The organism is Pseudomonas sp. KBN12P06040, assembly GCF_037574965.1.
In the GTDB taxonomy this organism is placed as follows: domain Bacteria; phylum Pseudomonadota; class Gammaproteobacteria; order Pseudomonadales; family Pseudomonadaceae; genus Pseudomonas; species Pseudomonas aeruginosa.
Window position 1 is genome coordinate 3,727,659 of record NZ_JBBELS010000001.1, and the last position, 22,503, is coordinate 3,750,161.

21 protein-coding genes and 1 pseudogene are annotated in these 22,503 nt (G+C 66.7%); 6 read left to right on the top strand and 16 right to left on the bottom strand.

Translation table 11 applies throughout. From position 1 onward, the window contains the following. Positions 1–36 precede the first annotated feature (36 nt). Positions 37–816 carry a hypothetical protein gene (locus tag VQ067_RS17515; RefSeq protein WP_023106735.1) on the top strand — a complete coding sequence of 260 codons (780 nt, stop codon included), beginning with the start codon at positions 37–39 and terminating at the stop codon, positions 814–816. Between the two features lie 24 nt (positions 817–840). Here the strand turns inward: VQ067_RS17515 and prmB are convergent, their stop codons facing one another. Continuing rightward, a complete protein-coding gene (gene prmB, locus VQ067_RS17520; protein WP_003087648.1) occupies positions 841–1,755 on the bottom strand; it encodes a 50S ribosomal protein L3 N(5)-glutamine methyltransferase in 915 nt (304 codons plus the stop codon). A gap of 170 nt (positions 1,756–1,925) precedes the next feature. Here prmB and VQ067_RS17525 point away from each other — a divergent pair, with 170 nt between their 5' ends. The 4 genes from VQ067_RS17525 to folE all read left to right on the top strand — a co-directional run bounded on the left by VQ067_RS17525 (position 1,926) and on the right by folE (position 4,252). Next, on the top strand, positions 1,926–2,522 hold the full coding sequence (locus tag VQ067_RS17525; RefSeq protein ID WP_003103179.1) for a cysteine hydrolase family protein: 597 nt from the start codon (positions 1,926–1,928) through the stop codon (positions 2,520–2,522). Positions 2,523–2,694: 172 nt separating this feature from the next. After that, positions 2,695–3,015, top strand: coding sequence for a hypothetical protein (locus VQ067_RS17530; RefSeq protein WP_003087644.1), 321 nt, complete (start codon positions 2,695–2,697; stop codon positions 3,013–3,015). Positions 3,016–3,071: 56 nt separating this feature from the next. Continuing rightward, positions 3,072–3,629 carry a Smr/MutS family protein gene (locus VQ067_RS17535; RefSeq protein ID WP_003087642.1) on the top strand — a complete coding sequence of 186 codons (558 nt, stop codon included), beginning with the start codon at positions 3,072–3,074 and terminating at the stop codon, positions 3,627–3,629. 77 nt (positions 3,630–3,706) lie between these two features. Next, entirely contained in the window at positions 3,707–4,252 is a 546-nt protein-coding gene (folE, locus tag VQ067_RS17540) for a GTP cyclohydrolase I FolE (protein ID WP_003087639.1), read from the top strand. 64 nt (positions 4,253–4,316) lie between these two features. On the opposite strand, the gene VQ067_RS17545 is transcribed toward folE, so the two are convergent. Further along, a complete protein-coding gene (locus VQ067_RS17545; RefSeq protein ID WP_003087637.1) occupies positions 4,317–4,778 on the bottom strand; it encodes a bacteriohemerythrin in 462 nt (153 codons plus the stop codon). A 245-nt stretch (positions 4,779–5,023) separates the two neighbouring features. On the opposite strand from VQ067_RS17545, the gene VQ067_RS17550 reads away from it, so the two are divergent. Next, complete coding sequence (locus VQ067_RS17550) at positions 5,024–5,404, top strand: VOC family protein (RefSeq protein ID WP_003110435.1); 381 nt, start codon at positions 5,024–5,026, stop codon at positions 5,402–5,404. A 27-nt stretch (positions 5,405–5,431) separates the two neighbouring features. Here VQ067_RS17550 and VQ067_RS17555 read toward each other — a convergent pair whose 3' ends face one another. The 14 genes and pseudogenes from VQ067_RS17555 to tssE form a co-directional block, all read right to left on the bottom strand. Next, on the bottom strand, positions 5,432–6,421 hold the full coding sequence (locus tag VQ067_RS17555; protein ID WP_003087629.1) for a serine/threonine-protein kinase: 990 nt from the start codon (positions 6,419–6,421) through the stop codon (positions 5,432–5,434). Further along, on the bottom strand, positions 6,418–7,146 hold the full coding sequence (locus VQ067_RS17560) for a PP2C family protein-serine/threonine phosphatase (RefSeq protein ID WP_003110437.1): 729 nt from the start codon (positions 7,144–7,146) through the stop codon (positions 6,418–6,420). Before VQ067_RS17560 ends, VQ067_RS17555 begins: the two co-directional genes overlap by 4 nt. Then, complete coding sequence (gene tssM / locus VQ067_RS17565) at positions 7,146–10,673, bottom strand: type VI secretion system membrane subunit TssM (RefSeq protein WP_033991301.1); 3,528 nt, start codon at positions 10,671–10,673, stop codon at positions 7,146–7,148. The genes VQ067_RS17560 and tssM overlap by 1 nt, the downstream gene beginning before the upstream one ends. Before the next feature lie 15 nt (positions 10,674–10,688). Continuing rightward, on the bottom strand, positions 10,689–11,558 hold the full coding sequence (gene icmH, locus VQ067_RS17570) for a type IVB secretion system protein IcmH/DotU (RefSeq protein ID WP_003120354.1): 870 nt from the start codon (positions 11,556–11,558) through the stop codon (positions 10,689–10,691). Positions 11,559–11,560: 2 nt separating this feature from the next. Beyond that, the gene (gene tssK, locus VQ067_RS17575) at positions 11,561–12,892 is read right to left on the bottom strand and encodes a type VI secretion system baseplate subunit TssK (protein WP_003087620.1); all 1,332 of its coding nucleotides are present in this window, start codon (positions 12,890–12,892) and stop codon (positions 11,561–11,563) included. Beyond that, the gene (gene tssJ / locus VQ067_RS17580) at positions 12,889–13,395 is read right to left on the bottom strand and encodes a type VI secretion system lipoprotein TssJ (protein ID WP_023110165.1); all 507 of its coding nucleotides are present in this window, start codon (positions 13,393–13,395) and stop codon (positions 12,889–12,891) included. Before tssJ ends, tssK begins: the two co-directional genes overlap by 4 nt. A gap of 5 nt (positions 13,396–13,400) precedes the next feature. Next, the gene (gene tagH / locus VQ067_RS17585) at positions 13,401–14,594 is read right to left on the bottom strand and encodes a type VI secretion system-associated FHA domain protein TagH (protein ID WP_033991302.1); all 1,194 of its coding nucleotides are present in this window, start codon (positions 14,592–14,594) and stop codon (positions 13,401–13,403) included. 17 nt (positions 14,595–14,611) lie between these two features. Continuing rightward, the gene (locus VQ067_RS17590) at positions 14,612–14,752 is read right to left on the bottom strand and encodes a hypothetical protein (protein ID WP_003087614.1); all 141 of its coding nucleotides are present in this window, start codon (positions 14,750–14,752) and stop codon (positions 14,612–14,614) included. 88 nt (positions 14,753–14,840) lie between these two features. Further along, the gene (locus VQ067_RS17595) at positions 14,841–16,352 is read right to left on the bottom strand and encodes a sigma-54 interaction domain-containing protein (protein ID WP_003087611.1); all 1,512 of its coding nucleotides are present in this window, start codon (positions 16,350–16,352) and stop codon (positions 14,841–14,843) included. Positions 16,353–16,362: 10 nt separating this feature from the next. Beyond that, a complete protein-coding gene (gene tssH / locus VQ067_RS17600) occupies positions 16,363–18,996 on the bottom strand; it encodes a type VI secretion system ATPase TssH (protein WP_074241138.1) in 2,634 nt (877 codons plus the stop codon). Positions 18,997–19,002: 6 nt separating this feature from the next. Then, positions 19,003–20,010: a type VI secretion system baseplate subunit TssG gene (gene tssG, locus VQ067_RS17605; protein WP_003087607.1), complete on the bottom strand. Its 1,008-nt coding sequence runs from the start codon at positions 20,008–20,010 to the stop codon at positions 19,003–19,005. After that, on the bottom strand, positions 19,974–21,761 hold the full coding sequence (gene tssF, locus VQ067_RS17610; protein WP_003087605.1) for a type VI secretion system baseplate subunit TssF: 1,788 nt from the start codon (positions 21,759–21,761) through the stop codon (positions 19,974–19,976). Before tssF ends, tssG begins: the two co-directional genes overlap by 37 nt. Before the next feature lie 159 nt (positions 21,762–21,920). Then, a pseudogene (locus VQ067_RS17615) lies at positions 21,921–22,082 on the bottom strand (PAAR domain-containing protein); the annotation flags it as partial. A 10-nt stretch (positions 22,083–22,092) separates the two neighbouring features. After that, positions 22,093–22,500 carry a type VI secretion system baseplate subunit TssE gene (tssE, locus tag VQ067_RS17620; RefSeq protein ID WP_003110444.1) on the bottom strand — a complete coding sequence of 136 codons (408 nt, stop codon included), beginning with the start codon at positions 22,498–22,500 and terminating at the stop codon, positions 22,093–22,095. Positions 22,501–22,503: the final 3 nt, after the last annotated feature.

Here is a 22,503-nt window from a genome sequence, read left to right on the forward strand (position 1 = left end):
GCCGGCCCGTGAAGGCGGCCGGCCAGAGGATGTCCGATGATCGATAGCGATACCCAACCGGCCGCAGAAGAAGCCGAGAAAAAACCGCCGCACCCCTGGGCCGAACTGGCGCCGGAGCATTTCCGCCTGCTCCGCCTGGCGCCGCTGCCCACCGACCGCGCGACCGGCGCCCGCCCCCTGCGCTTCGTCCAGCTCGGCAGGGTCGAACGGCACAGCGCGGACCAGAGCCTGCTGCGCCTGAGCATCCAGGTGCCAGGCCTGATGCTGCGCAAGGAGCAGAACCTGCTGGAGGTCTGGGCCGATCATCGCAACAAGGAAGTGCGTTTCGGCTCGGACGCCGGGCTCAGCCTTGAACCCTTGAACCGCGGGCTGGGCCGTTTCCTGCTGGCCCAGGCGATCGCCTGGGCGCAACGACGCTGGGCCCACTACAAGGTGGAAGGCGGCGCACTGGCGCTGAAGGATGGCCTGAGCGAAGACGCACGCCTGCGCCGCGACCATTTCATCCGCGCCCAGGGCTTCGACGTCAGCTATGAGGACCAGCGGTTGCTCAAGGCCCGCTACAGCGCCGGCCGGGTCAGCGAGCTGCACAGCGATTGGCACAAGGACAAGGTGCAGATCGTGCCGCTGCTGGACGCCGCGGCGATGCTGGAACAGGCCGAGCAGACCCTGCAGGCCCAGGATGCGGAGATCCGCCAACTGGAACAGCGCATCAACCACTACCGCCGCGACGACACCAGCTTGCGCTTCACCATCGCCTGCCTGACCGCCTTCGCGGTGTTCCAGGCCGGCCTGCTGATCTGGATCGCCACTCACTGAACCGGCGGCACCAGCCGCCTCCGATCACTTTTCCAAGCGCGAACGGAACAGTTCCCGGTGCTCGCGGCACTGCGCGGCGGACAGCATGAACACCCCGTGGCCGCCGTGCTCGAACTCCAGCCAGGTGAAGTCCACTTCCGGATACAGCGCCTGCACATGGACCTCGCTGTTGCCCACCTCGACGATCAGCAGGCCTTTCTCGCTGAGGTGGTCGGCCGCCTCGGCGAGCATCCGTCGCACCAGGTCCAGGCCGTCGTCGCCGCAGGCCAGGCCGAGTTCAGGCTCATGATGGAACTCCGCCGGCATGTCGGCGAAATCCTCGGCATCCACGTAGGGCGGATTGGACACGATCAGGTCGAAGCGCTGGCCGGGAAGCCCGGCGAAACCGTCGCCCTGGACGGTGTAGACCCGCTCGCCGAGGTCGTGGCGCTCGATATTGACGTTGGCCACCTCCAGCGCATCAAAGGACAGGTCGGCGAGCACCACCTCCGCCTGCTCGAACGCATAGGCGCAGGCGATGCCGATGCAGCCGGAACCGGTGCAGAGGTCGAGGATTCGCGCCGGCTCGGCCGGCAGCCAGGGCGCGAAGCGCTGTTCGATAAGTTCGGCGATAGGCGAGCGCGGCACCAGCACGCGTTCGTCGACGCTGAAGGGAATCCCGCAGAACCAGGCTTCGCCCAGCAGGTAGGCCGCCGGAATCCGTTCCTCGATGCGCCGCCGGAGGATCTCCGCCAGCTCGGCGCGTTCATCGTCTTCCAGGCGACAATCCAGGTAGCTGTCAGAAATTTCCCAGGGAAGGTGCAGGGAGCCCAGAACCAGGTGGCGCGCCTCGTCCCAGGCATTGTCGGTGCCGTGACCGAAGAACAGGCCGGCGGCGTGGAAACGGCTGACTGCCCAGCGGATATAGTCGCGCAGGGTGAGCAGACGGGACTCGGACATGACGGAATTGCTCCTCGCAACGCACAAAAGGGCGACATTCTAGCCGATCGCGCCGGAGCTGGCCTCCAGCGCGGGAAGTCCATACCACTTTAGTGCGCATGCGGCAAAGGTTCACAGGCTCGCCGATAGGGGCCAGAATGAAAGGCATGTGCCTTCTCAGGAGTAGTGACATGCCTCATCCGCTCACCCTTTTGCAGATCAGCGGACGCGGCTACCCGCCAGCCCCCCTTCGGCAGAGCACCTTGCTGATCATCGATGCCCAGGAAGAGTACCGCAGCGGCGCCCTGCGCCTGCCAGGCCTCGACGCCGCCGCCGCGGAGATCGGCGTGCTGGTGCAGGCGGCCCGCGCCAGCGGTACGCCCATCGTGCATGTGCGCCACCTGGGTATCCAGGGCGGCCTGTTCGATCCGCAGGGTCCGCGCGGCCAGTTCCTCCCGGAACTGCAACCGGAAGCCGGGGAAAAGGTCGTGGAGAAACGCCTGCCCAATGCCTTCTCCGGCACCGAGCTGCACGACCTGCTGCAGAACCACGGCCGTCTCGACCTGATCGTCTGCGGTTTCATGACCCATTCCAGCGTCAGCACCACCGTGCGCGCGGCCAAGGACTACGGCTACCGCTGCACCCTCGCCGATAGCGCCTGCGCCACCCGCGACATACCCACCCTGAACGGCGGGGTCCTGAGCGCCGCGGACCTGCAACGCGCCGAGATCGCCGCCCTCGGCGACAACTTCGCGGCGATCGTCGCCCAGGCCCGGGAACTGCTCTGACCGCCCATCCAGCCGCCCTCCCGTCCCGCCCTGCGGAGGACTAGTCTGCCTGCAGGGCCATGGCTTGCGGCGAGAAGACGAGTGGCGCACGGTTTGCCCACGGCTCCCGGGAATCCGGGAACCCGGCCGGAAGGTTCCGGTCCTAGCCCCGATGACACACGAGGAAGTCGGGATGAAGCTGTCCGATAGTTTCGATGCGCGCCGGCTGCGCCCGCGCCGGCCGAGAGTCTGGCGCTGGCGCCTGGCGGCGGCGTTCGCGGCCCTGGTGGCGAGCCTGGGCGTGCTGCTGTCGCTGGCCGGCACCTCGGCCTTGATCGGCCGCCAGCCGGCTGTCGGCATGCTGCATATCGAACCCGCCGCCGGCGGCGTCTTGCTGGCCCTTGGCCTGCTGTCGCTCTGCCTCGGCGTGTTCTTCTGGCGTTTCAGCCGCCGTCGCAGCCGCCGCAACAGCGACCTGAGCCTGTCGCCGAACCTGATGAAAAAGCGCGACTGAGCGGGCTGCCGGCGTGCGGCCGATCCGGTAAACTGCGCCGCTTCGCGGAGGCTCCCATGCAAGACGACGACTTTTCCCTGTTCAAGAGCGAGATGCGCGGCGTCAAGCGCATCTCGGTCGATCGAGCCGATACCGGCAAACCTCGCAACGACCGCCAGCAACTCAAGCAGCGCCAGCTCAATGCCAGCGTGCGCAACGACGAAATCCGCGTCGACGGCCTGTCCGACCAGTTCGTCATCGACGTCGGCCCCGAGGACGAGCTGTCCTGGGCCCGCGACGGCGTCCAGGAAAGCCAGTTGCGCAAGCTCAAGCAGGGCCTGGTGCCCTTCGACGGTAGCCTCGACCTGCACGGCATGAGCGTGGAGAAGGCCCGGCAGACGCTATGGGACTTCCTTGCCGAGGCCACCCGCCTGGAAATCCGCTGCGTGCGCGTGACCCATGGCAAGGCCGCGCGCAAGGACGGACGCAGCCCGCTGGTGAAAAGCCACGTCAATACCTGGTTGCGCCAGCACCCGCAGGTGCTCGGTTTCACCTCCTGCCTGCCACGCCACGGCGGCACCGGCTCGGTCTACGTGATGCTGCGCAGGACCATGCTCGAAGGCCGCGACGAGTAGCCGGCAACCGCCGAGTCTTGCCAGCGGCCCGGCGACGTCCTACCCTCCGCGCTGGTAATCGTCTGACTGGAACGCCCATGTCCCTGGAACAACACTACTCCTCGATCCTCACCCAGCTCGGCGAGGACGTTAACCGCGAAGGTCTGCTGGACACGCCCAAGCGTGCCGCCAAGGCCATGAAGTACCTGTGCCGCGGCTACCAACAGAGCCTGGAAGAAGTCGTCAACGGTGCCCTGTTCAGCTCCGACAACAGCGAAATGGTATTGGTCAAGGACATCGAGCTGTACTCGCTCTGCGAGCACCACCTGCTGCCCTTCATCGGCAAGGCCCACGTGGCCTATATCCCGAACGGCAAGGTGCTCGGCCTGTCGAAGGTCGCGCGGATCGTCGACATGTACGCCCGCCGCCTGCAGATCCAGGAGAACATGAGCCGGCAGATCGCCGAGGCGGTCCAGCAGGTCACCGGCGCCCTCGGCGTCGCGGTGGTGATCCAGGCCCAGCACATGTGCATGATGATGCGCGGCGTGGAGAAGCAGAACTCGTCCATGGTCACTTCGGTGATGCTCGGCGAATTCCGCGACAACGCAGCCACCCGCAGCGAATTCCTCAGCCTGATCCGCTGAGGCCAGGTCCGCTGGCGAAAGAACCGGCCCCACTGGGCCGGTTTTGCGTTTCCCTCCCCGGCGATCAGCCGAAGAAGCGCTTCATCGAGCGCGACAACCAACCGCCCTCGCTCTTGTCCTTGACCAGTTCGGACATGCTGTGGCGTACCGCATCCACGTAACCGGCGTCGTCGTTGCGGATGTGGTTGAACAGCCAGCGCGAGAGCAAGCCCTTGAGTTCGTCGCCGACATCCTCGCCGGCCTGGAAGCGCACCCGGTACTCGGAGACCCGGCGGATGAACAGCTCGTGGATCTTCTTGTGCGCCCGGGAAAACTGGTAGCCGGCATCCTCCATCAGGGTTTCCTCGAAGGCGAAGTGCGACAGCGTGTAGTCCACCAGCTCCTCGATCACCTCGGCGATCGCCGCGTGTTCCTTGCCTTGCTGGGCGTCGTGCAGGTGATTGATCATCTCGACGATGCGTTTGTGTTGATTGTCGATGACCTGAATACCGGTATTCAGGTCATCCTGCCAGACCAGATGCGCCATGATGACTTCCCCCAAGCGAACAGCGAACGGCCTTTCCGAACGGCCTGGGGCCAGGGTATTTTTGTGACGCAGTACGGGTATTGACGCCGGTCAAGCGGGACAAGATGTTAATGAATTTCGCATGAATTCATTCGCCTCCCTCGCGGCGGCATGCCCGCTCGACCCGCTCGGTTTCGCGCGGCTGAACATCCGCCATCGTCGCCGGAAAGCGGCGTCACCAGTGGTCCCGACAGGACAGGAAGGAAATGAACCTGATCGCGCACGTGGAAATACCGGTGTCCGACCTGGAGAGGGCGATGCGTTTCTACGCCTCGGTGTTCGGAGTGGCGTTCGGCGAGGTAGCCACCCTGCACGGAAGCAGAATGGCGCATTTCCCCTTCGAGGAAGGCCGTGACGGTGCCAGCGGCGCACTCGCCGAGGGCGACGTCTACGTGCCTACGCTACATGGGGCGATCATCTACCTGAATGTCGCGGACCTGGATGTCGTCCTTGCCCGGGCTCTCGGCGAAGGCAGCGAAATCCTCTTCCCGAAGACGCCGCTTGGCGACGGCGTGTTCATCGCCGAGATCAGGGACAGCGAAGGCAATCGTATCGCCCTGCAGAGCGCTTGCGGAGAGCGGCCGTAGAGGTCCTGCAAACCGAGCGCCGCCGGCTCAACGGGCAAGAACGCCGGCCAGCCAGGAACGCCGCGCGCCCAGCGCTTCCTGCAATTCGCGGACGCCGATGCAGCGCCGTTCGGGGTCGAGGCTCAGGGCGGTACGCAGCGCCGGCCAGCAGCGCCGAGGCAGGTGTCCGGGCGCGCGCAGCTGGCGCTCCAGCCCCTGCTCCCGGGCCTGGTTCGAGGGCAGGCGGCGGAACGGATGGCGACCGTCGGCCAGTTCGTAGAGGACGCAGGCCAGCGCATACAGGTCGGCTGCCGGCGACAACGGCGCACCCTCGAGCAGTTCGGGAGCGGCGTAGCCCGGGGTCCAGGCGTCGATGCGGCCCCGGCTGAGCTGCGGCAGGCCGTCCAGGATGCCTGCCTGCGCCTGGCCGAGGCCGAAGTCGAAGAGCCGCACGCCCTCCTCGCCGAGCATCACGTTGCTCGGCTTCAGGTCGCCATGCAGCACCCCTTGTTCGTGGACATAGGCCAGGGCGTCCAGCAACGGCCGGGCGATCGCGCTCAACTCGGACCAGGGCAGGCCTTCGGGACGCTCGCAGAGCAGGCGATCGAGCGGCAGGCCAGGCATGAGTTCCATGACGATGTAGGCGCGCTGGCAGGCGGTGTCGACGTCGAAGGTGAACAGACGCACGACGTTCGGATGGCGCAAGCGCCGGGTCAGGGCGAACTCGCTATAGAGCAAGGCGCTGGCGTCGGGTGACTCGGCGACCGATTCGTTGAGCAGCTTCAATGCTACCAGCGGCGCCGGGTCGCCGAACTGCTCATGGAGCAGGTCCCGGGCACGGTATACCGTGCCCATGCCGCCGGCGCCGAGCATCCGCTCCAGACGGTAGCGCCCGGAAAGAACGTCCGGCAGCGGACCGGGCAACACGGCCGGCAGGTCCGGCGCCGAGGCGGTCGGGGCGGCGAAGGCGAAATAGGTCAGGTTCGCGCCGCCCTCCTCCTCCGGCAGCAGCTCCAGCGACGACAGCGGTTCGTTCATTGGCGGATCACCACGGCCGTCAGGTTGTCCCGCGCGGCGCCGCTCAGAGCGCCGTCGAACAGCCGCTCCACCGCCACCTGCGGCGATGCCAGGCTCAACGCGCGGCCCAGCGCATCGGCGCTCAGCTCTTCGTAGAGCCCGTCGCTGCAGAGCAGGAAGACATCACCGGGATGCACCTCCAGTTCCAACACGTCCAGCACCAGTTGTTCGCTGGCGCCGACGGCACGGGTCAGCGCGCGCGCCGAGGGATAGGCGCGCGCCTGCTCGATATCCATCCGCCGTTCGTCGACCAGTCGCTGCAACAGCGAGTGGTCGCGGGACAGCTGGTACAGCCGCTGGCCGCGCCACAGGTAGCAGCGGCTGTCGCCGACCCACACGCAGGCCGCCCGCGAACCCTCCACGACCAGCGCCACCACCGTACTGCCGATGATCCTGTCGCCGCGTTCGGCGCTGAGGGTGAGTTCCTCGCCCAGGCGCCGGTTGAGCCAGTGCAGGCACTGGCGCATCGCGTTCAGGCGCTCGTCGAATCCCGCCCGGGCCGGCAGTTCCGCCAGGCTGGTGACGATCATCCGGCTGGCCAGGTCGCCGGCCTGGTGCCCGCCCATGCCATCGGCGACCACCCAGAGCCCGCGATCCGGGCAGTCCAGGAAGGCATCCTCGTTGCGCGCGCGGACCTTGCCGCGATCCGTGCGCGCCGCGCTGCGCCAGGGCTCGGTGCGTTGCATCAGAGCTGCACCGGCATGCGGAAGCTGCGCAGGACCGCGAGATCGAACGGATTCGGCGTGCGCTGGGCGAGCAGCAGGTAGTTGGCGCGCAGGCCGCCCAGGTCGGCCTTGAGCACCATCACGTCACGCCCGCTGAGGTACTCGGTCTGCATCAGGTCGAACAGCCTGAACAGCGACCAGGGCCCGGTATTGCGTTCGATTCCCACCGGTCGCCCGGCCATCTTCTCCAGCACCAGGCTGGTGCGGCCGCCGTCGGCGTCGCTGGGCCACTTGAACGACATCGGCACGATCGGGCCGTGGCGGTATTCCATGGATTGACCGTCGAAACGGAACTCGGCGCGGCTGACGCCAGGATCGAGGGTATAGGGCTCCAGGCGGAAGCGCACCTGTGGCTCGGCCGGGTTCTCGGCGAAGAAGCTCTGGCGGATCACCTGGGCCGTGCCCATCTGGTCGAGATAGACCTTGGACATCGGCAGGCTGTAGCCGTCCACGCTGCGCAGGCGATAGCTGCCCGGGTCGCCGCTGACGAAGGGCCGCATGTAGGTTTCGAAGAAGCGTTCGGCGACGCCCTGCGCCTTGAAGAACTCGCGGAAATCGCTGACCGCGACATCGCTGGCGCTGTGCGCGTTGAACGGGTAGCGCTTGTTGATCGCCTTGCTGTAGAAACCGTACAGCTCGCTCTGGTAGCGCTGGTTGAGGTACAGGTAGGCATCGCCGAGGACCAGCCGCCAGGCGTCTTCGGCCAGCACGCTGAACCATCCGCCAAGCGGTCGCGGCAGTCGTGCGGAGGCGTTGCGCAGGTTGCTCAAGGCATCGCGCTGGCCGCCCATGCGGCTCTTCGCCATGTCGAAAGCCGCCTGCTCCGGCTGGCTGGCGCGCGCCAGTCCGGCGAGTTGCAACTGCAACTCGTTGAGCGCCTGCAACAGTGGGGTGAGGTCGGCCGCCGGGCCGTTGTTATCGTCGAGCAGGCGATGCAGGGGCTCGAAGCGGCGTTGCAGGGACTTCTTCGCGGTATCCGGCAGGTTCTTCGCCAACGCGACCCTGGCCTTGCCGGCCGCCGCGGCGGCCGCCTTGCCCAGCTTGCCGCCCTTTTCCGCGGCCTTGTCGCTGGCCTCTGCCAGCGCCTCGGCGCTCTCCGCCAGGACCGGGAAACGGGTGTTCTCACGGACCTCCAGCAACAACTGGAGGATCGGCGAGTTGGCGGCGAGCAGCCCGGAAACCTGGTCGGCGCCCTCGCCGGCATCGTTGAACGGCAGCAGGCCCAGGCGTCCGACCGCCTCGCTCCAGAAGTTCGCGTAGTCGCGGAAATACAACTGCTCGAGTTCGACCATCAGGCGCCGCAGGTCCATGTCGCTGATCCCGCTGCCCTCGCCCAGGACCCAGTTGTCGCGAAGGATGTCGTTGACCAGGCTGGCGCCCTGTACCACGAAGTACTGCTGATAGCCCTGCTGGGTGTAGAACCCCGGGATCACGTAGTCGGTGCCGACGAACAGACCGGCCTGCGGCCCCAGGTGCTGGCCGAAGCGATACTCGGGCAGGCTTCGCGCCTGTTCGCGCAGCACCCGGTAGACCACGTTGGCCAGGGACTCGCTGCGCAGCACCTGGCGCGCCTGGGCCACCAGGGTCTCGTTCAGCGGATAGCTGAACGGTTGCTCGAGCAGACGGGCGAAATGCGTGTTCAGGCCATTCTGCACGGTGCCGTTGCCGGCATAGCGCTGCGACCAGTCGGTAGCCACCCAGTCCTTGAGCCATCCGTTCTCGCGGCGCTCGCGCAGATTCAGCATCAGGTAGGCCCGCAGGCTGTTGAGCAGGCGTTCGCGATTCTGCATGTTGCCGCGGATCTGCGCTTCGAGCATCCGCGCCACGCGCGGCAGCAGTTGCGTCTCCAGCTCGCGGCGATAGGCAGCGGCCAGCGGCGGGTTGACCTCGTTGCCCTGGTACAGCCCGGCGCGCTCGTGCAGCGAGACTTCCCCTTTGGGCGGAAACACGGTGGTCGCCGCATAGCTGCTATCCAGCGTCTTCAGCGCCGCCATGGCATCATCGCGCTCGCCAAGCGCCTGGCGCTGCTGGGTCCATTGCTGCGCCAGCTCGCGGACCCGCTCCAGGCGCTCGTGGTTGGCCGAGAAACCGCCAGCCCAGAGCAGGCCGAATAGCAGAAGGAGCGCCAGCGAACCGACGTACAGGGCGCGCTGGCCCCAGTGGATGCGCGTGCGCTCGCGGCGATCGAGACCTGCCAGGTTGGCCTCGGGGAAGATCACCTGGCTCAGCAGGTGGTGGATGAAGCGCGAGCGCCCGTTGCGCAGGGTCGGCAGCAGGCCGCTGGCGATCCCCAGGTTGGCGCCGATGCCGGCGGTGTCCTCGTCCAGCTGCTGGGCCAGGTGCGGCGCGCTGGTCAGGTAGAAGCCGCGCAGGCGGCTGGCGCGCTGGTAGCGATTGCCGGTGAAGGCGAGTTCGACGAACAGGCACAACCGCTCGCCGATCTGGCCAAGCTGGTGCGGGAAGTCGAGGATGCGACCGCGACGCAGGGTATCGCGCTCCTGGTGGATGCGCATGATCACCTGGCTGTTCAGGCGTCGCAGAAGGTCCTCGAACGCCTGGCGCAGGACCGTCACATCGGTGCCGTTCTGCTCCTTGCCGAAGCTGGTGCCCAGAACCTGGTCGCTCTCCTCGCGGCTCAACTGGTCGAAGAACTCGTCGAAGCCGAGCAACTGGTCGGCCTTGCTCAGCACCAGGTAGACCGGCAGATCGAGGTGCAGGGTCTGCTGGATTTCCTGCAGGCGCGCGCGCACCTGGCGAGCCAGCGTATCCAGCGCCATCTCGTCGTCGCTGAGCAACGTTTCCACCGGAATCGACACCATCACGCCATTCAGCGGCCGTGCGCGGCGGCGCTTGCGCAACAGGCCGAGCAGGGTCGCCCAGGCGCCCCCGTCGACCTCGCCGTCGGCTTGGGTCAGGTAGCGCCCGGCGGTGTCGATCAGGACGCCGTGGTCGGCGAAGTACCAGTCGCAGTAGCGCGTGCCGGCGGTATCGCGGGTCAGCTTGCGGTCGATCCGGTTGATCGGGAATTCCAGTCCGGAAAAGTCCAGCAGGCTGGTCTTGCCGCTTCCCTGCGGGCCGATCAGCAGGTACCAGGGCAGCTCGTTGCGCCAGCGCTCGCTGCGGCCGCGGTACAGGCTGGAGGTCTTCAGGGTGCGCAAGGCATCCTTGAAGCGGCTGCGCAATTCCTTCTGTTCGTCTTCGATCAGACCGTCGCGGCGCAGGCGCTCCTGGCCCTCGTCGCTGTCCTCGACGGCCTTGCGCCGCACTCCGGCGCGCCAGCTGACGAAGACCATCGCCAGCCCCCAGACCAGGAACATCAGGCTGATGCTCAGCAACCGCGAGGTCGGGCTTTCCCAGAACTTGTAGTCGGCGACCGCCAGCAGCGGCCCGACGAACCACACCAGCAATGCCGCCAGGAGTACCAGCAGCAGCGTCCAGACCCACGTCTTGCGCAGGAAGGCGCCGACTTTCTTGAAGAAGTTTTTCATTTCGCGTCCCTGTGTTTACGAACCGGGCTGTCCTGCCGCCGCATCGAGCGACTGGTAAGGCTGCAGCACCGTGTCGCGTTGCTCGCCGAGAACCCAGGCGAATCCCGAATACATCACCACCAGGCAGACCAGGGTGAACAGCGCCACCATCCACCAGGGCACGATCCGCACCAGGCCGCGACGCTGGTCGCTGAGCCCCTGCCAGTGCGGCGACAGTTCGCGCGGCACGTCGCCGCGCAACTGGCGGATCTGCCGGTAGAGCGCATCGGAAATACCGTCCAGGTCGAGCACGCCGCGAGCCATCACCCGGTACTTGCCCTCGAAGCCTAGGGCCAGGCAGAGGTACATCAGCTCCAGCATCGGCAGGTGCTTGACCGGGTTCTTCGACAGCCGGTCGAGCAACTGGAAGAACTTCTCGCCGCCGAAGGTCTCGTTATGGAAGCTGCTCAGCAGGCTGATCTTCGACCATTCGCTTTCGTTGCCCCACGGGGTGGTCACCACCGCCTCGTCGACCACCGTGCACAGCACGTAGCGCGCCGCCATGACCTGGCTGTTTTCCACGCCATCCTGCACGGCGCGGAATTCGAAGAGCTTCATGGCGGAGGTCAACCGCTCCTTGAGCGCCGCAAGGTTCTCCAGCACGCTGCTGTGCTTGAGCCGGACCACTTCCGAAAGCAGTTCGGAAGCCGCCGCCACCAGCGGGTTCAGGCTGACGTTGAAGGCCTCGCCCGGACGCAGGCGCGCCGCGTAGATCATCCGCTCCTCGAGCTGCTCGAAGCGCGGCGGTTCGGCGAAATCGGTCAGCGGCCCCTGGGCCGGTACCTGTCCCTGGTGATCGAGGAGGACGGTCTTCTCGTCCTCGTGGTATTCCCTTTCCTTGATCATGTTCAGTTCCTGATGGCCCAGAATTTCAGTTCAAGCTCGGAGAACTCGCCGGATACGTGGAACGCGAAACCGCCGGAGCGCTCCAGCTGGGTCATGTCCTCGGCGTTGGGTTCGAGAATGAAATAGGTCTTGTTGGAGTGGAACGGGATCTGCCGCGGCGCCACCGGCAGCGGCTTGACCCGGATCCCCGGCAGGTGCAGGTTGACCAACTGGCGAATGTGCTCGACCGCACCCACCTTGAGATGCGCGGGCAGGCGCTGGCGCAGTTCCTCCGACTCGCAATTGGCACTGGCGGCGAGCACGAACGAGGCGCTGCCGAGCAGCTTGTGGTCGTGCAGGGGCGAGACCAGGATGCCGTACTGGCGGGCCTGGAGAGGCAGTTCGATGGCATGCTGCTCGAGCACCATCGACAGGACCTGGCGAATCGCCTCCATCAGCCTGCGGAAGCTGGCGCCCTGGTCGCTGTGCTGGTAACGGCTGTCCAGGCGCGGACGCTTGCTCTCGCTGCCGAAGGTGGCGAGGTCGCCGAGCATGGTCAGCAGCACCCGGTACAACTGCTCCGGATGCACCTGCTCCAATCCCAGGTAGTGGCGCAGCAGCAACTCGGTGCGATTGATCAGTTGCAGCATCATGAAATCGCCGACCTCCGCGCCGCCGACCTTGCCATTGGACCGGATACGCTCGGCGATGGTGTCGCCGCGATGGCCGAGCATGCTGATCACTTCCTTCAGGCAGGACAGCAGGTAGGCGGATGCGTGGGCGTGGAGGTAGCTCGGCACGAAGTCGGGATCGAGGCTGATCACCCCGTCCGGCGTGGTATCCAGCACCACCGCCACCTTCAGTTTGACGTAGGCCTGGTCGCTCTGCTGCTCGCCGAGCAGCAGGCGAAAATCCGGCCGCGCGCAGCTGACCTGCACCATGGAATCCTCGCCGGCGTTGGAGTCCGCCACCTCCAGGTCGTAGGCGGTATAGCGCGCCAGGACCTCGGCCTGCTCCGGCCGGCGCGCCTCGATGTGGTTGCCGGTGACCAGCGGCAGGGCCAGGTAGATCGGCACGTTCGAGGTATTGGGCGGCACGTCGAGGGCGAGCGGCTCGGTGTTGCCACCGAGTTCGAACAGGCTGCCGTCGGGCAGTACGCCGGAGGCCTGGCTGATCACCAGCTTGCCCATGTTGAGGAACTGGCGGTCCAGCTCCAGGGCGAGGAAGCCCCAGTTGTAGCTGCCCAGCAACTGGGTCCGGGCCTTCATCTGGTTGTCGTAGTAGCGGTCGTTGTGTTGCAGGTGCTGCGGGCGCAGCAGCATGCCTTCCTGCCAGACGATCTTGTGCACGTTCATCGCGCGTCACCCGCCTTGCCGAGCAATTCGCCGGCATTCTGGATGCCCTTCCGGCCCAGCTTCAGCTCTACCCGGGTCAGCTCTTTCGCCGTGACCGGCACCACGTAGCGCCAGCTTGCCTCGCCGAGATCGCGGTAGGCGGCGAGCACGCCCACGTAGCGGCTCCCCTCCTCCACGCTGAGTTTGAGTTCGACCCGCTCGCCGGGCCGCAGCTCCAGCTCCTCGCTGGTCACCAGGTCGGGGTCCAGGGTCTCCTTGGGACGTTCGTAGAGGCTGAAGAAGTCGGCGTTCTCGAACGCCACCGGATGCTTCAGCTCGAACAGCCGCACTACCACCGGCGACGGCCGGCCATTGAGGTCGGGATTGACCCGCTCGCCGGCGCTCAGGGCGAGGTCGAGCTTGGTCAGTCTGGAATACGGCGACAGCGTGGAACAGCCGGCCAGCAGCGCCAGGACGGCGAGCATGGCCAGCGCCCTGGCTGGCGGGATCGGGCGACGAGACATGGCGATCATCCTTGGTGCTCGGTGTAGAGGGTGGAAATCAGGCGAACCTGCTCTTCGTAGGCCTGGGCGAAATCACGCGCCAGCAGGCGCTCGCTCCAGTCGTCGTCCTGGCATAGCGACTGGTGGTAGCGACCGTAGGCACGCCAGCGGCTGCCCGAGGTGGCCAGCAACGGCCGGCGGCCGTCGCGCTCGAAACGCAGGGTCAGCTGCTGCGGCGAGAAATGCTCGAGGGTCGCGCGCACCGCCGCCCGGCTGGCGCCGAGCAGCGCCACCTGGTGCGCCTGGAGGTCGCGGAAACTGCGTGCGACGGCCTGTTCGCCACTCAACTGGCCAGGCTTGCCATCCCGTAGCAGATGACCCAACGCCTCGCCGGCATCAGCGCTGAAGCGCAAGGGATTCTTGCCGGTATCGCGCAACGTGCTCAGCGACAGGCGCAGTTCGTTCTTCAGTTCGCTGCGGGTCCGCAGGCTCTGCTGCAAGCCGCCGATGCACTGCCGCAGCAAACCGGCGGCGTTGATCGCCAGCGCTTCGCGCGCAGCGCCGTCGAGGCCTTCGAGGTCCACTCCCAGGGCCTGGCCGAAACGCTGCCAGAAGGCTTCGTCGCGACCCGGACGCGGACTGTCCACGGGTTCCTGCGGAGCCACCGGGGCGGGCACCAGCTCCGGTACGACCAGGCTTTCCATGTCGATCCGCGCGTAGTCTGCACGCGCCCCGGCCTCCTGGCTGGGCTGGGCGATCGCGCTCAGGTCGTCGAGTTCGTAGGCATCTGCACCGTCCTGGTCGAGCGCCTGCAACGGATCGAGGGCCAGGAAGGCATCGTCCGGAATGATGCTGCCCGCCGGCTGCGGCCGCCCGACGTCCATGGCGAGCTCGTCGGGCTCGCGCAGCAACCGCGCGCGGATCTCGAAGTCGCCGAGCAGGAAGACGCTGTCCTGCTCGATGCGCTGCGGCTCGCCATGCGGCAGGCGGCTGCCGTTGCCGGCGCGGATGCCGTTGCTGCTGGTGTCGGTCAGGTAGAACGCGCCGTTGCGATAGCTGACCCGCGCATGCTGCTTGGAAAGGTGCCGCTTGCGATCGGGAATCGCCCAGTCGCACTCACCGCCGCGGCCGATGAGGCCTCCGTTCCTGCCGAAGGTCTTGCTGCACAGCTCCGTCGGTACGAATTGCTTGGCGCTGAGCATTTCCAATACCAATTCCATGAGATCGCTCCTTGCGGTCACTTGCCGCGATTGACCGCCTGCGGATCGCCAAGCGGGCGATAGTCGCCGTCGTTGAATTTGTAGTTGCCGCTGCAACCGGCGAGGCCGCAGAGGACGGCCAGGGCCAGAAGCACGGCGGGCCAGTGACGAACAGGCATCAGGGAGTCTCCATGGAAGGGCCGCGGACGCCGCGCTCCAGGCGCGCGCCCGGCAGGGCTGGATGGAAGGAAATCTCGATCATGGGCTTCAGGTCCGGGGATCGCCGAAATGAATGTTCAGGCGTCCCATGCGATAGATCAGGGTTCGGCGCGGCAGACCCAGTTCGCGCGCAGCGAGGGTCTGGTTGCCAGCGTTCCTGCGCAGGCAGGCGAGCAGCAGGTCGCGCTCGATCTGCTCCAGGTGCTCGCGCAGCTTGAGCGGCGCCTCCGCTTCCGGGGGCGCGCGCAGGGAAAAGTGTTCGGCCAGCAGCACCTCGCCTTCGCAGAGCAGTACCGCGCATTCCACCAGTCCCTTCAGCTCCCGAACGTTGCCGGGAAAGCCATAGCCGTCGAGCAGTTCCAGCGCTTCCGCGGACCAGCCCAGCGGCGCGCGGCGCAGGAACACGCAGGCGCGTTCGGCGAAATGCCGGGCCAGTTCGAGGGCGTCGCCCTCGCGCTGGCGCAACGGCGGCAACTCGATGGGAAACTGCGCCAGCCGGTAGTAGAGGTCTTCGCGGAACTTGCCATCGCGGACCAGCAGGGCGAGGTCACGGTGGGTAGCGGCGATGATGCGTACATCGACCTTGTGCGTGTCGTTGCCGCCGAGCGGGCGAATCTCGCCTTCCTGCAACACGCGCAACAGCTTGGCCTGGAGCGACAGGGGCATGTCGCCGATTTCGTCGAGCAGCAGGGTTCCGCCATCCGCGGCATCGAACAACCCGGGACGATCGCGCTCGGCACCGGTAAAGGCGCCCTTGCGGTAGCCGAACAGCTCGCTTTCCAGCAGGTTTTCCGGAAACGCCGCGCAGTTCTGCACCACGAACGCCTGTGCTCGCCGCGGGCCGTACTCGTGGATCGCCCGTGCGACCACCTCCTTGCCGGTGCCGGTCTCGCCCTGCAGCAACACGGTATAGGGGTTGTGCAGGACCTTGCTGATCAGGCGGCAGGTCTCACGCATCGCCGCGCTCCTGCCGATCAGCCCGTAGCCGCTGACCACCGGTGCGCTGGACGGTCCCTGCGGCTCGCCGGAGGGTTGCGAGAGGCGTTGCAGCAGATGCAGCTGGGCCAGCACGAACGAGCCCAGCTGGCCCAGTGGATGGGCGAATCCCTGCAGGTCCAGTGGGCGCCGGGTAGCGCAGACCACCATGCCCTCGACCGTTTTCTCCGGGCTCACCAACGGAACGCAGAGCAGGGACAGCCAGGGCTGCTCCCCTGCCGGCAGGAAGCCCGTCTCGTGCAGCCGCGACGGCAGGTCGACGAGACTGACCACGCGGTTCTGGCACAGGGCGAACTGCAGCAACTGCTCGCCGGTGTAGTCCGCCGGCAGGCTCGACGGCTCCAGCGCCTGCAACAGGCCGTCCCGGCATTCGGCGTTGAGGGTGAGCGCGGTATGGGTCTGGTCGAGCAGATACAGCTGGCTCAGCTCGCAGCCGCTGAGTTCGCCGACTGCGCGTGCGAAACCGCCCAGCAGGGCCGCGATGTCGGTTTCCCGCGACAGCGCGCCGAACTGAGCGAGCAGGGCTTCGGCGAAGGCCAGGGGTTGCGGTACGCGGCTGAACATCGCACCCACCTCAGGCGAACTCGCAGAGCACGCGGCCGTGCTCGCCCAGCGTCGCATGGACCCGCTCGAGACGCTCGTCGCGCGCCATCGCTTCCAGCAAACGGTCGGCCACCAGCGGCAGCAGGTGCGTGTCCAGCAGGTGGTCGATCAACCGTGCGCCGCTGTCGCTCTGGGTGCAACGCTCGGCCAGGTGGTCCACCAGCGCCTGGCTGTAGTCGAAAGCCAGTTGACGGCGGGCCAGACGCTCGCCGAGGCGTTGCAGCTTGATCTCGATCAGCTCGCGCAGTACCGGGCCGCCCACCGGGTAGTAAGGCACCACGCGCATGCGCGCCAGCAGCGCCGGCTTGAAATGCCGGCTGAGCGCCGGCCGGATGGTTTCCTCCAGGAGTTCGGCGGAAGGCCGCGCGCCGTCCTGGCAAAGCGCGGCGATGTGCTCGCTGGCGAGGTTGGAGGTCATCAGGATCAAGGTATTGCGGAAATCGATCTCGCGCCCTTCGCCATCGTTGGCCACGCCCTTGTCGAAGATCTGGTAGAACAGGTTGAGCACGTCCGGATCGGCCTTCTCCACCTCGTCCAGCAATATCACCGAATAGGGCTTCTGGCGTACCGCCTCGGTGAGCATGCCACCCTCGCCATAGCCGACATAGCCGGGCGGCGCGCCGATCAGGCGCGAGACGGTGTGCTTCTCCTGGAACTCGGACATGTTGATGGTGGTGATGAAACGCTCGCCGCCATACAGCAGGTCGGCCAGCGCCAGCGCGGTCTCGGTCTTGCCCACCCCGCTCGGGCCCACCAGCAGAAACACGCCGACCGGCGCATCGGGCTTGTTCAGCCCGGCCGCGGTGGCGCGCATCGCGCGGTCCAGGGCGCTGACCGCCTGTTCCTGGCCACGGATCCGCGTCCGCAGGTCGTCGGCGAACCCCATCACCTTGGCGTTGTGTTCCCGCGCCAGTTGTTCCACCGGTACGCCGGTCCAGGCGCCGATCACCTCGGCAACCAGGCGCGGGCAGACCTCGAAGCTGACCAGCCGCCCCTGGGCCTGGGCATCGGCGAGTGCCTGGCGGGTTTCGTGAAGGGCCTTTTCCAAGGCTTCGACACCGCCATGCTCGTCGGCCGGGAAAGCCTCCGCGTCCGCCTCGCTGCCCTGCTCTTCCCGGTTCGCCTCGCGGGCCCTGGCCAATTGCTGGCGCAGGGCGAGCAGGCGCTCGGCGAGTTCGCGCTGGCGGCTCCACTGGTCCTCCTGTACGTGCCGCTCGCTTTCCACCTGGGCCAGGCGCTCCTCCAGCGCCTGCAGGGCATCGTGGTCGATCGGCAGGCCTGCCTCGGCATCGCGGCGCAGGGCCTGGCGCTGGCGCTCGCCTTCGGCCAGCTCGCCGCGCAGGCGCTCGAGATTCTCCGGCGCCGCCGCCAGGCTGATGCGCACCCGCGCACAGGCGGTGTCGAGGACGTCGACGGCCTTGTCCGGCAACTGGCGACCCGCCAGGTAGCGGGCGGACAGTTCGGCGGCGGCCACCACCGCGTCGTCGCGCAGGTAGATACCGTGGCTTTCCTCGTAAACCCGGGCCAGGCCACGCAGGATCGTCACCGCCTCGGCAACGCTCGGCTCATGCAACTGCACGGGCTGGAAGCGCCGGGCCAGCGCCGGGTCCTTCTCGAAATACTTCTTGTATTCGGCCCAGGTCGTCGCCGCGATGGTGCGCAACTCGCCACGGGCCAGGGCCGGCTTGAGCAGGTTGGCGGCATCCGAGCCGCCGGCCTGACCGCCCGCGCCGATCAGCGTATGGGCCTCGTCGATGAACAGGATGGTCGGCCTGAGCGCTGCCTTCACTTCGTCGATGACGCCTTTCAGGCGCCGCTCGAACTCGCCCTTCACGCTGGCACCGGCCTGCAACAGGCCCATGTCGAGGGACAACAGTTCGACGTCCCTCAGCGCCGGCGGCACTTCTCCTGCGGCGATCCGCGAGGCCAGGCCTTCGACGATGGCGGTCTTGCCGACGCCGGCCTCGCCGACCACGATGGGGTTGTTTTTCCGCCGACGGGCCAGGATGTCGACCATCTGGCGAATAGCCCCGTCGCGACAGAGCACCGGATCGAGCTTGCCGTCGCGCGCCTGCTGGGTAAGGTTGTGGGTGAAGCGCTGCAACAGGGACTCGCCGCCGCCCGGCTTGCCGCTGGGCGCGCCCTCCAGCGGCTGCGAGAGCGCGAAATCCTTCAACCGCTCGATGTCGAGCCGCGCCAGCAGCGGCTGGTAGCGGCTGCCGGCATAGCGCAACGGGTTGCGTAGCAGGGCCAGGATCAATGCCGCCTGGTCGATCTGGCTACGGCCCAGTTCGAGGTTGGCCAGCAGCAGCGCATCCTGCAGCCACTGCACCAGCTCGGGCGCGAACACCGGATTGCGCGAGGCACTGTGCTCGCCCCGCGCTTGCAACGCGGCGTTGAGTTCGCCAGCGTCCACCGCGGCATCCTGCAGGGCGCGCGCCAGCAGTCCCTGGGGACGCTCCAGCAGGCCCAACAACAGGTCCTCCACCAGTACCTTGCTGCCGCCGCGGGCTACGCAGCGCTCGGCCGAGCCTTCGAGGTCGCGCCGGGTGTCGGCATCCAGCGCCTGAATCAGTTGTTGCAGGTCTACGTTGATCATGCTCATCCATCCTTAATGAATCTTGCTGCCCAGCGTCACCACGCCATCCGCGCGCTCCCGGCCCAGCCAGCTGGTCCAGCCAAGGCGGCAGGCGTTCTGCGCGCCGATGCGGAACTCGCGGATTTCCTCGTGGCGCAAGACCAGCCGGATGTCGTAGTCGAGCGGGTCGCGCAGGGTGAAGCGGACCAGCGCGCAAAGCGGCTGGTAGCCGGGACCGATCGGCAGGAACTCGTGGAAGCGCTGCCAGTCGAGCTGGCGGATATGAATGCGGAACTTGCCGCTGCGGTCGCGGACCCGTTCGCCCAGCACCGCGTCTTCGCCAAGCTGGCTGTTGAACAGGCCGAGTCGGTTGCGCTGCTCTTCGAGGATCGCGACGCGCCGTTCGATACACTGCTCGGCGACCAGTTCGGCATGCTTGAAGTAGTAGCGCAGCACCGATTCGATCAAGGCCGCCGAGTGCGCCCGCAGGCTGAGCAGGCCCAGGTAGGGCAGCAGGCGTTTCCAGTTCAGTTCCCTGGCCTTGCGGATCTCTTCCCCGCCCAATCCGACGAGGGCGAACAACTGAGCGGAGAACGCATCGCTCGCGCCGCTCTGGAAGCTCACCCGGTAACGGTACTTGCGCCAGATCGGCAACAGCAGCCGATGCAGGCGGTGATGGAAGAGATCGAGGAAGTTCCGCGTAGGATTGCCCTCCTCGCTGTCGCCCAGGGCCTGTTCGCTGTAGAACGCCGGCAACGGCGAACTGGCACCAAACAAGCCGATCAGGTTGAAACGCAGCCGCGCCCGCAGCATGCCGCGCTCTTCGAAGAACTCCACCCGATCGACATCGCTGCCCGGGAAGCCGAGGCTAGGATTGGCCTGGAATTCCAACTGATCGTAGAGCGCCTCGTCTCCCAGGCCGGGATATTCCTCGCGCAGGCGATCCATGACCAGCAGGACCGCCTGGAACAGCGAGTACTCGCGAATGCCCCGGGCCAGCGCGCTTACAGCAGGGGCTGCAAACCCATGCGCGGTTTCCATTGGTACACGTCTCCCTGTGTGCTCCTCACCCGCAACTCGTGGTAGGAGTTGATGCTGGCGTAAAGCGCGAAAAATTCGTTCAGAACCGAAGCGAACACGAACAGGTCGCCCTCGCCGATGTAGCCTTCCGGATCGATCGTCAGCTCGGTACGCAAGCCGCGCAGCGGCAGGCCCCGATGCAGGCGGTCGACATGCTCGTGGCGGACCGCCTTGAGCCCGCCCAGCAGGCGCTTGCTGACCTTCGCCGCATGCTGGTCGTAGTAGCGCGGCAGGTCGTAGGTTTCGAGGATCACCTTGAGCGCGTCGACGTTGGCCAGCGACAGGTAGTTGAGCGACATGTTGCTGATCAGTTTCCAGAGGAAATCGCGGTTCAGCGGCGGCGCGTAGCTCGGCGTCGCCGGGGTGATATTGCGGAAACCGAGGAACTCCGGCGTGCCTTCGCAGGCGACGCAGATATCGCCCAGGCGCAGCCGTTGGGGCAGGTTCTGGTTGGTGCAGGTCAGTTCCACCGACAGCGTCTCGATCTGCTCGGGATGGCGGATGCCGAAGCTCAGGTAGGTGTCCAGGCCATCGTGCAGCAACGAGGTCCGTTGCCGGACGCTGTAGTGGGGCCGTGCTTCGGGAACGTCGAAGCTGGGATCGTGCTCGAAGGACTCGAACGGTACGTAAGCCTGGTAGCCGAGCCCGCCCGGCCGCCAGCCAGTGACGCCTTCTACCGAGAACACCCCGCAGTCCTCCAGGCTGTATTCGGCCGGCATCAGCAGGTACTCGTCCTGCTTGCCGTCGAGGCGGATCGGCAGCGCATCGTGGCGGAACAGGTTGGCCACCGGCGTACAGTACAGCTTGACGTTCTCCAGCGTCGGGTGCAGGCGCTGGATGCCGCTCTTGCGGATATCGAAGCGCAACTCGAGGCCGCGGACCTGCTTGAGGGTTTCCTCGGGCAGCGCGCCGAGCAGGTCCAGGCCATCCACGTCGACGAACAGGAACTTGTCCTGGAACGCGAAGTACTCCTGCAGGTAGCGATAGCCACGGAAGGTATTCAGCGGATAGGGAATCAACGCCTCGTCTTCGGCGAAACCCACCGGCTGCACCCGCTCGCCCGTCAGGCGGAACGACATCGGCTTGCCGGCCACGCCATCCAGCGGCCGCCCATGGGCGTCCAGCGGAATCAGCTGGATGCTCTCCAGGTTGCGCAGCAGGCACAGGTAGAGCATCTGGCTGATGTAGCGCTCGCCGGCCAGGTGCAGGCGCAGCCGACTCAGGCCCAGCTCGCCGAGGTGCCCGTCGCAGTTCATCGCCAGGCGCAGGCCGAGCAGCGCGCCTTCGCCGGTCACCGAATAGTTGAGCGCCTCCAGCACCAGCGGCAGGACCTCGGTGGCGTAGCAGGTACGGAAGCGACAGGCGACCTCGCCCACCGGCCGGCTCTCGACCGGCGTATCGCGCTCCACGCGCAGCGCCCCGCCCGGGCGGGTCAGGGGGTCGAACTGGAGAATGCTGAAAGCCGGCAGCGGGCGCATATAGTTCGGCCACAGCAGGTGCATCATCGAGTGGCTGAGTTCCGGCAACTCGTCGTCCAGCTTCTGCCGCAACCGCCCGGTCAGGAAGGCAAAGCCCTCGAGCAGGCGCTCGACATCCGGATCGCGTCCGACCTGCCCGAGAAACGGGGCCAGGGCCGGGCTACGCTCGGCGAAACGGCGCCCCAGCTGGCGCAGTGCGGTGAGTTCGCTCTGGTAGTAATGATTGAAGGACACGGCCTACCTGCTGGATATCGTTTCACTGATGGCAGTCGTCTGACCGCTGCCGCCAAAACCGCAATGACATTTCTGGCCTGAAGATCGGAAACCCACGGTGTCCGTTGTCTTTCCGTAATCGACCCGATTCGCGCCCATCTCAGAAGACCTCATGGACGAACCAGGCATCGAAGCGCGCCAGGCCGAGGCGTCACCCTGGCGGGCCGCCGCGAGGCCGTCGAAGAACACGTCGGCGGAACCGACGACGATGGGATTGCTGCCGTGCCCGGGGAGCGGACAAGCGGTTGGATCGGAAACGCGGGCTGCGGGTTTGCCGGACATCGAAACCTCCTTAGCTGACCGTCACTTGGCCGCTGCCATCCAGGCATGCGGAAAAACTCACCTGGCGCTTGAAACCTTCCACCTCCAGCAACCCTTCGATGCTGAAGGCCAGGCGGAGCTGGTCGTTGTCGCGTGGCAGGGAAACGACACGCACGTCGCTCAAGCGCGGTTCGTAAGCCTCGATGAAACCTTCGATGGCCGAGCGGGCCTGGCTCAGGGAGTCGTGCAGGCTCAGGCGCATGTCGTTGAGATCGGGCAACCCGTAGTCGGACAGCGTCTGCACGCTGCCCGCCCGGGTGCTGAGCATCTTGCCCAGATGGGCAGCCACCGACGCCATGGCGGAAACCTCGCGGCTCCAGCCGACGCGCTTATCCGCGTCGCCGTTCAGGCGCTCGAACAGGCTGCCGTATCCGGTCATGGA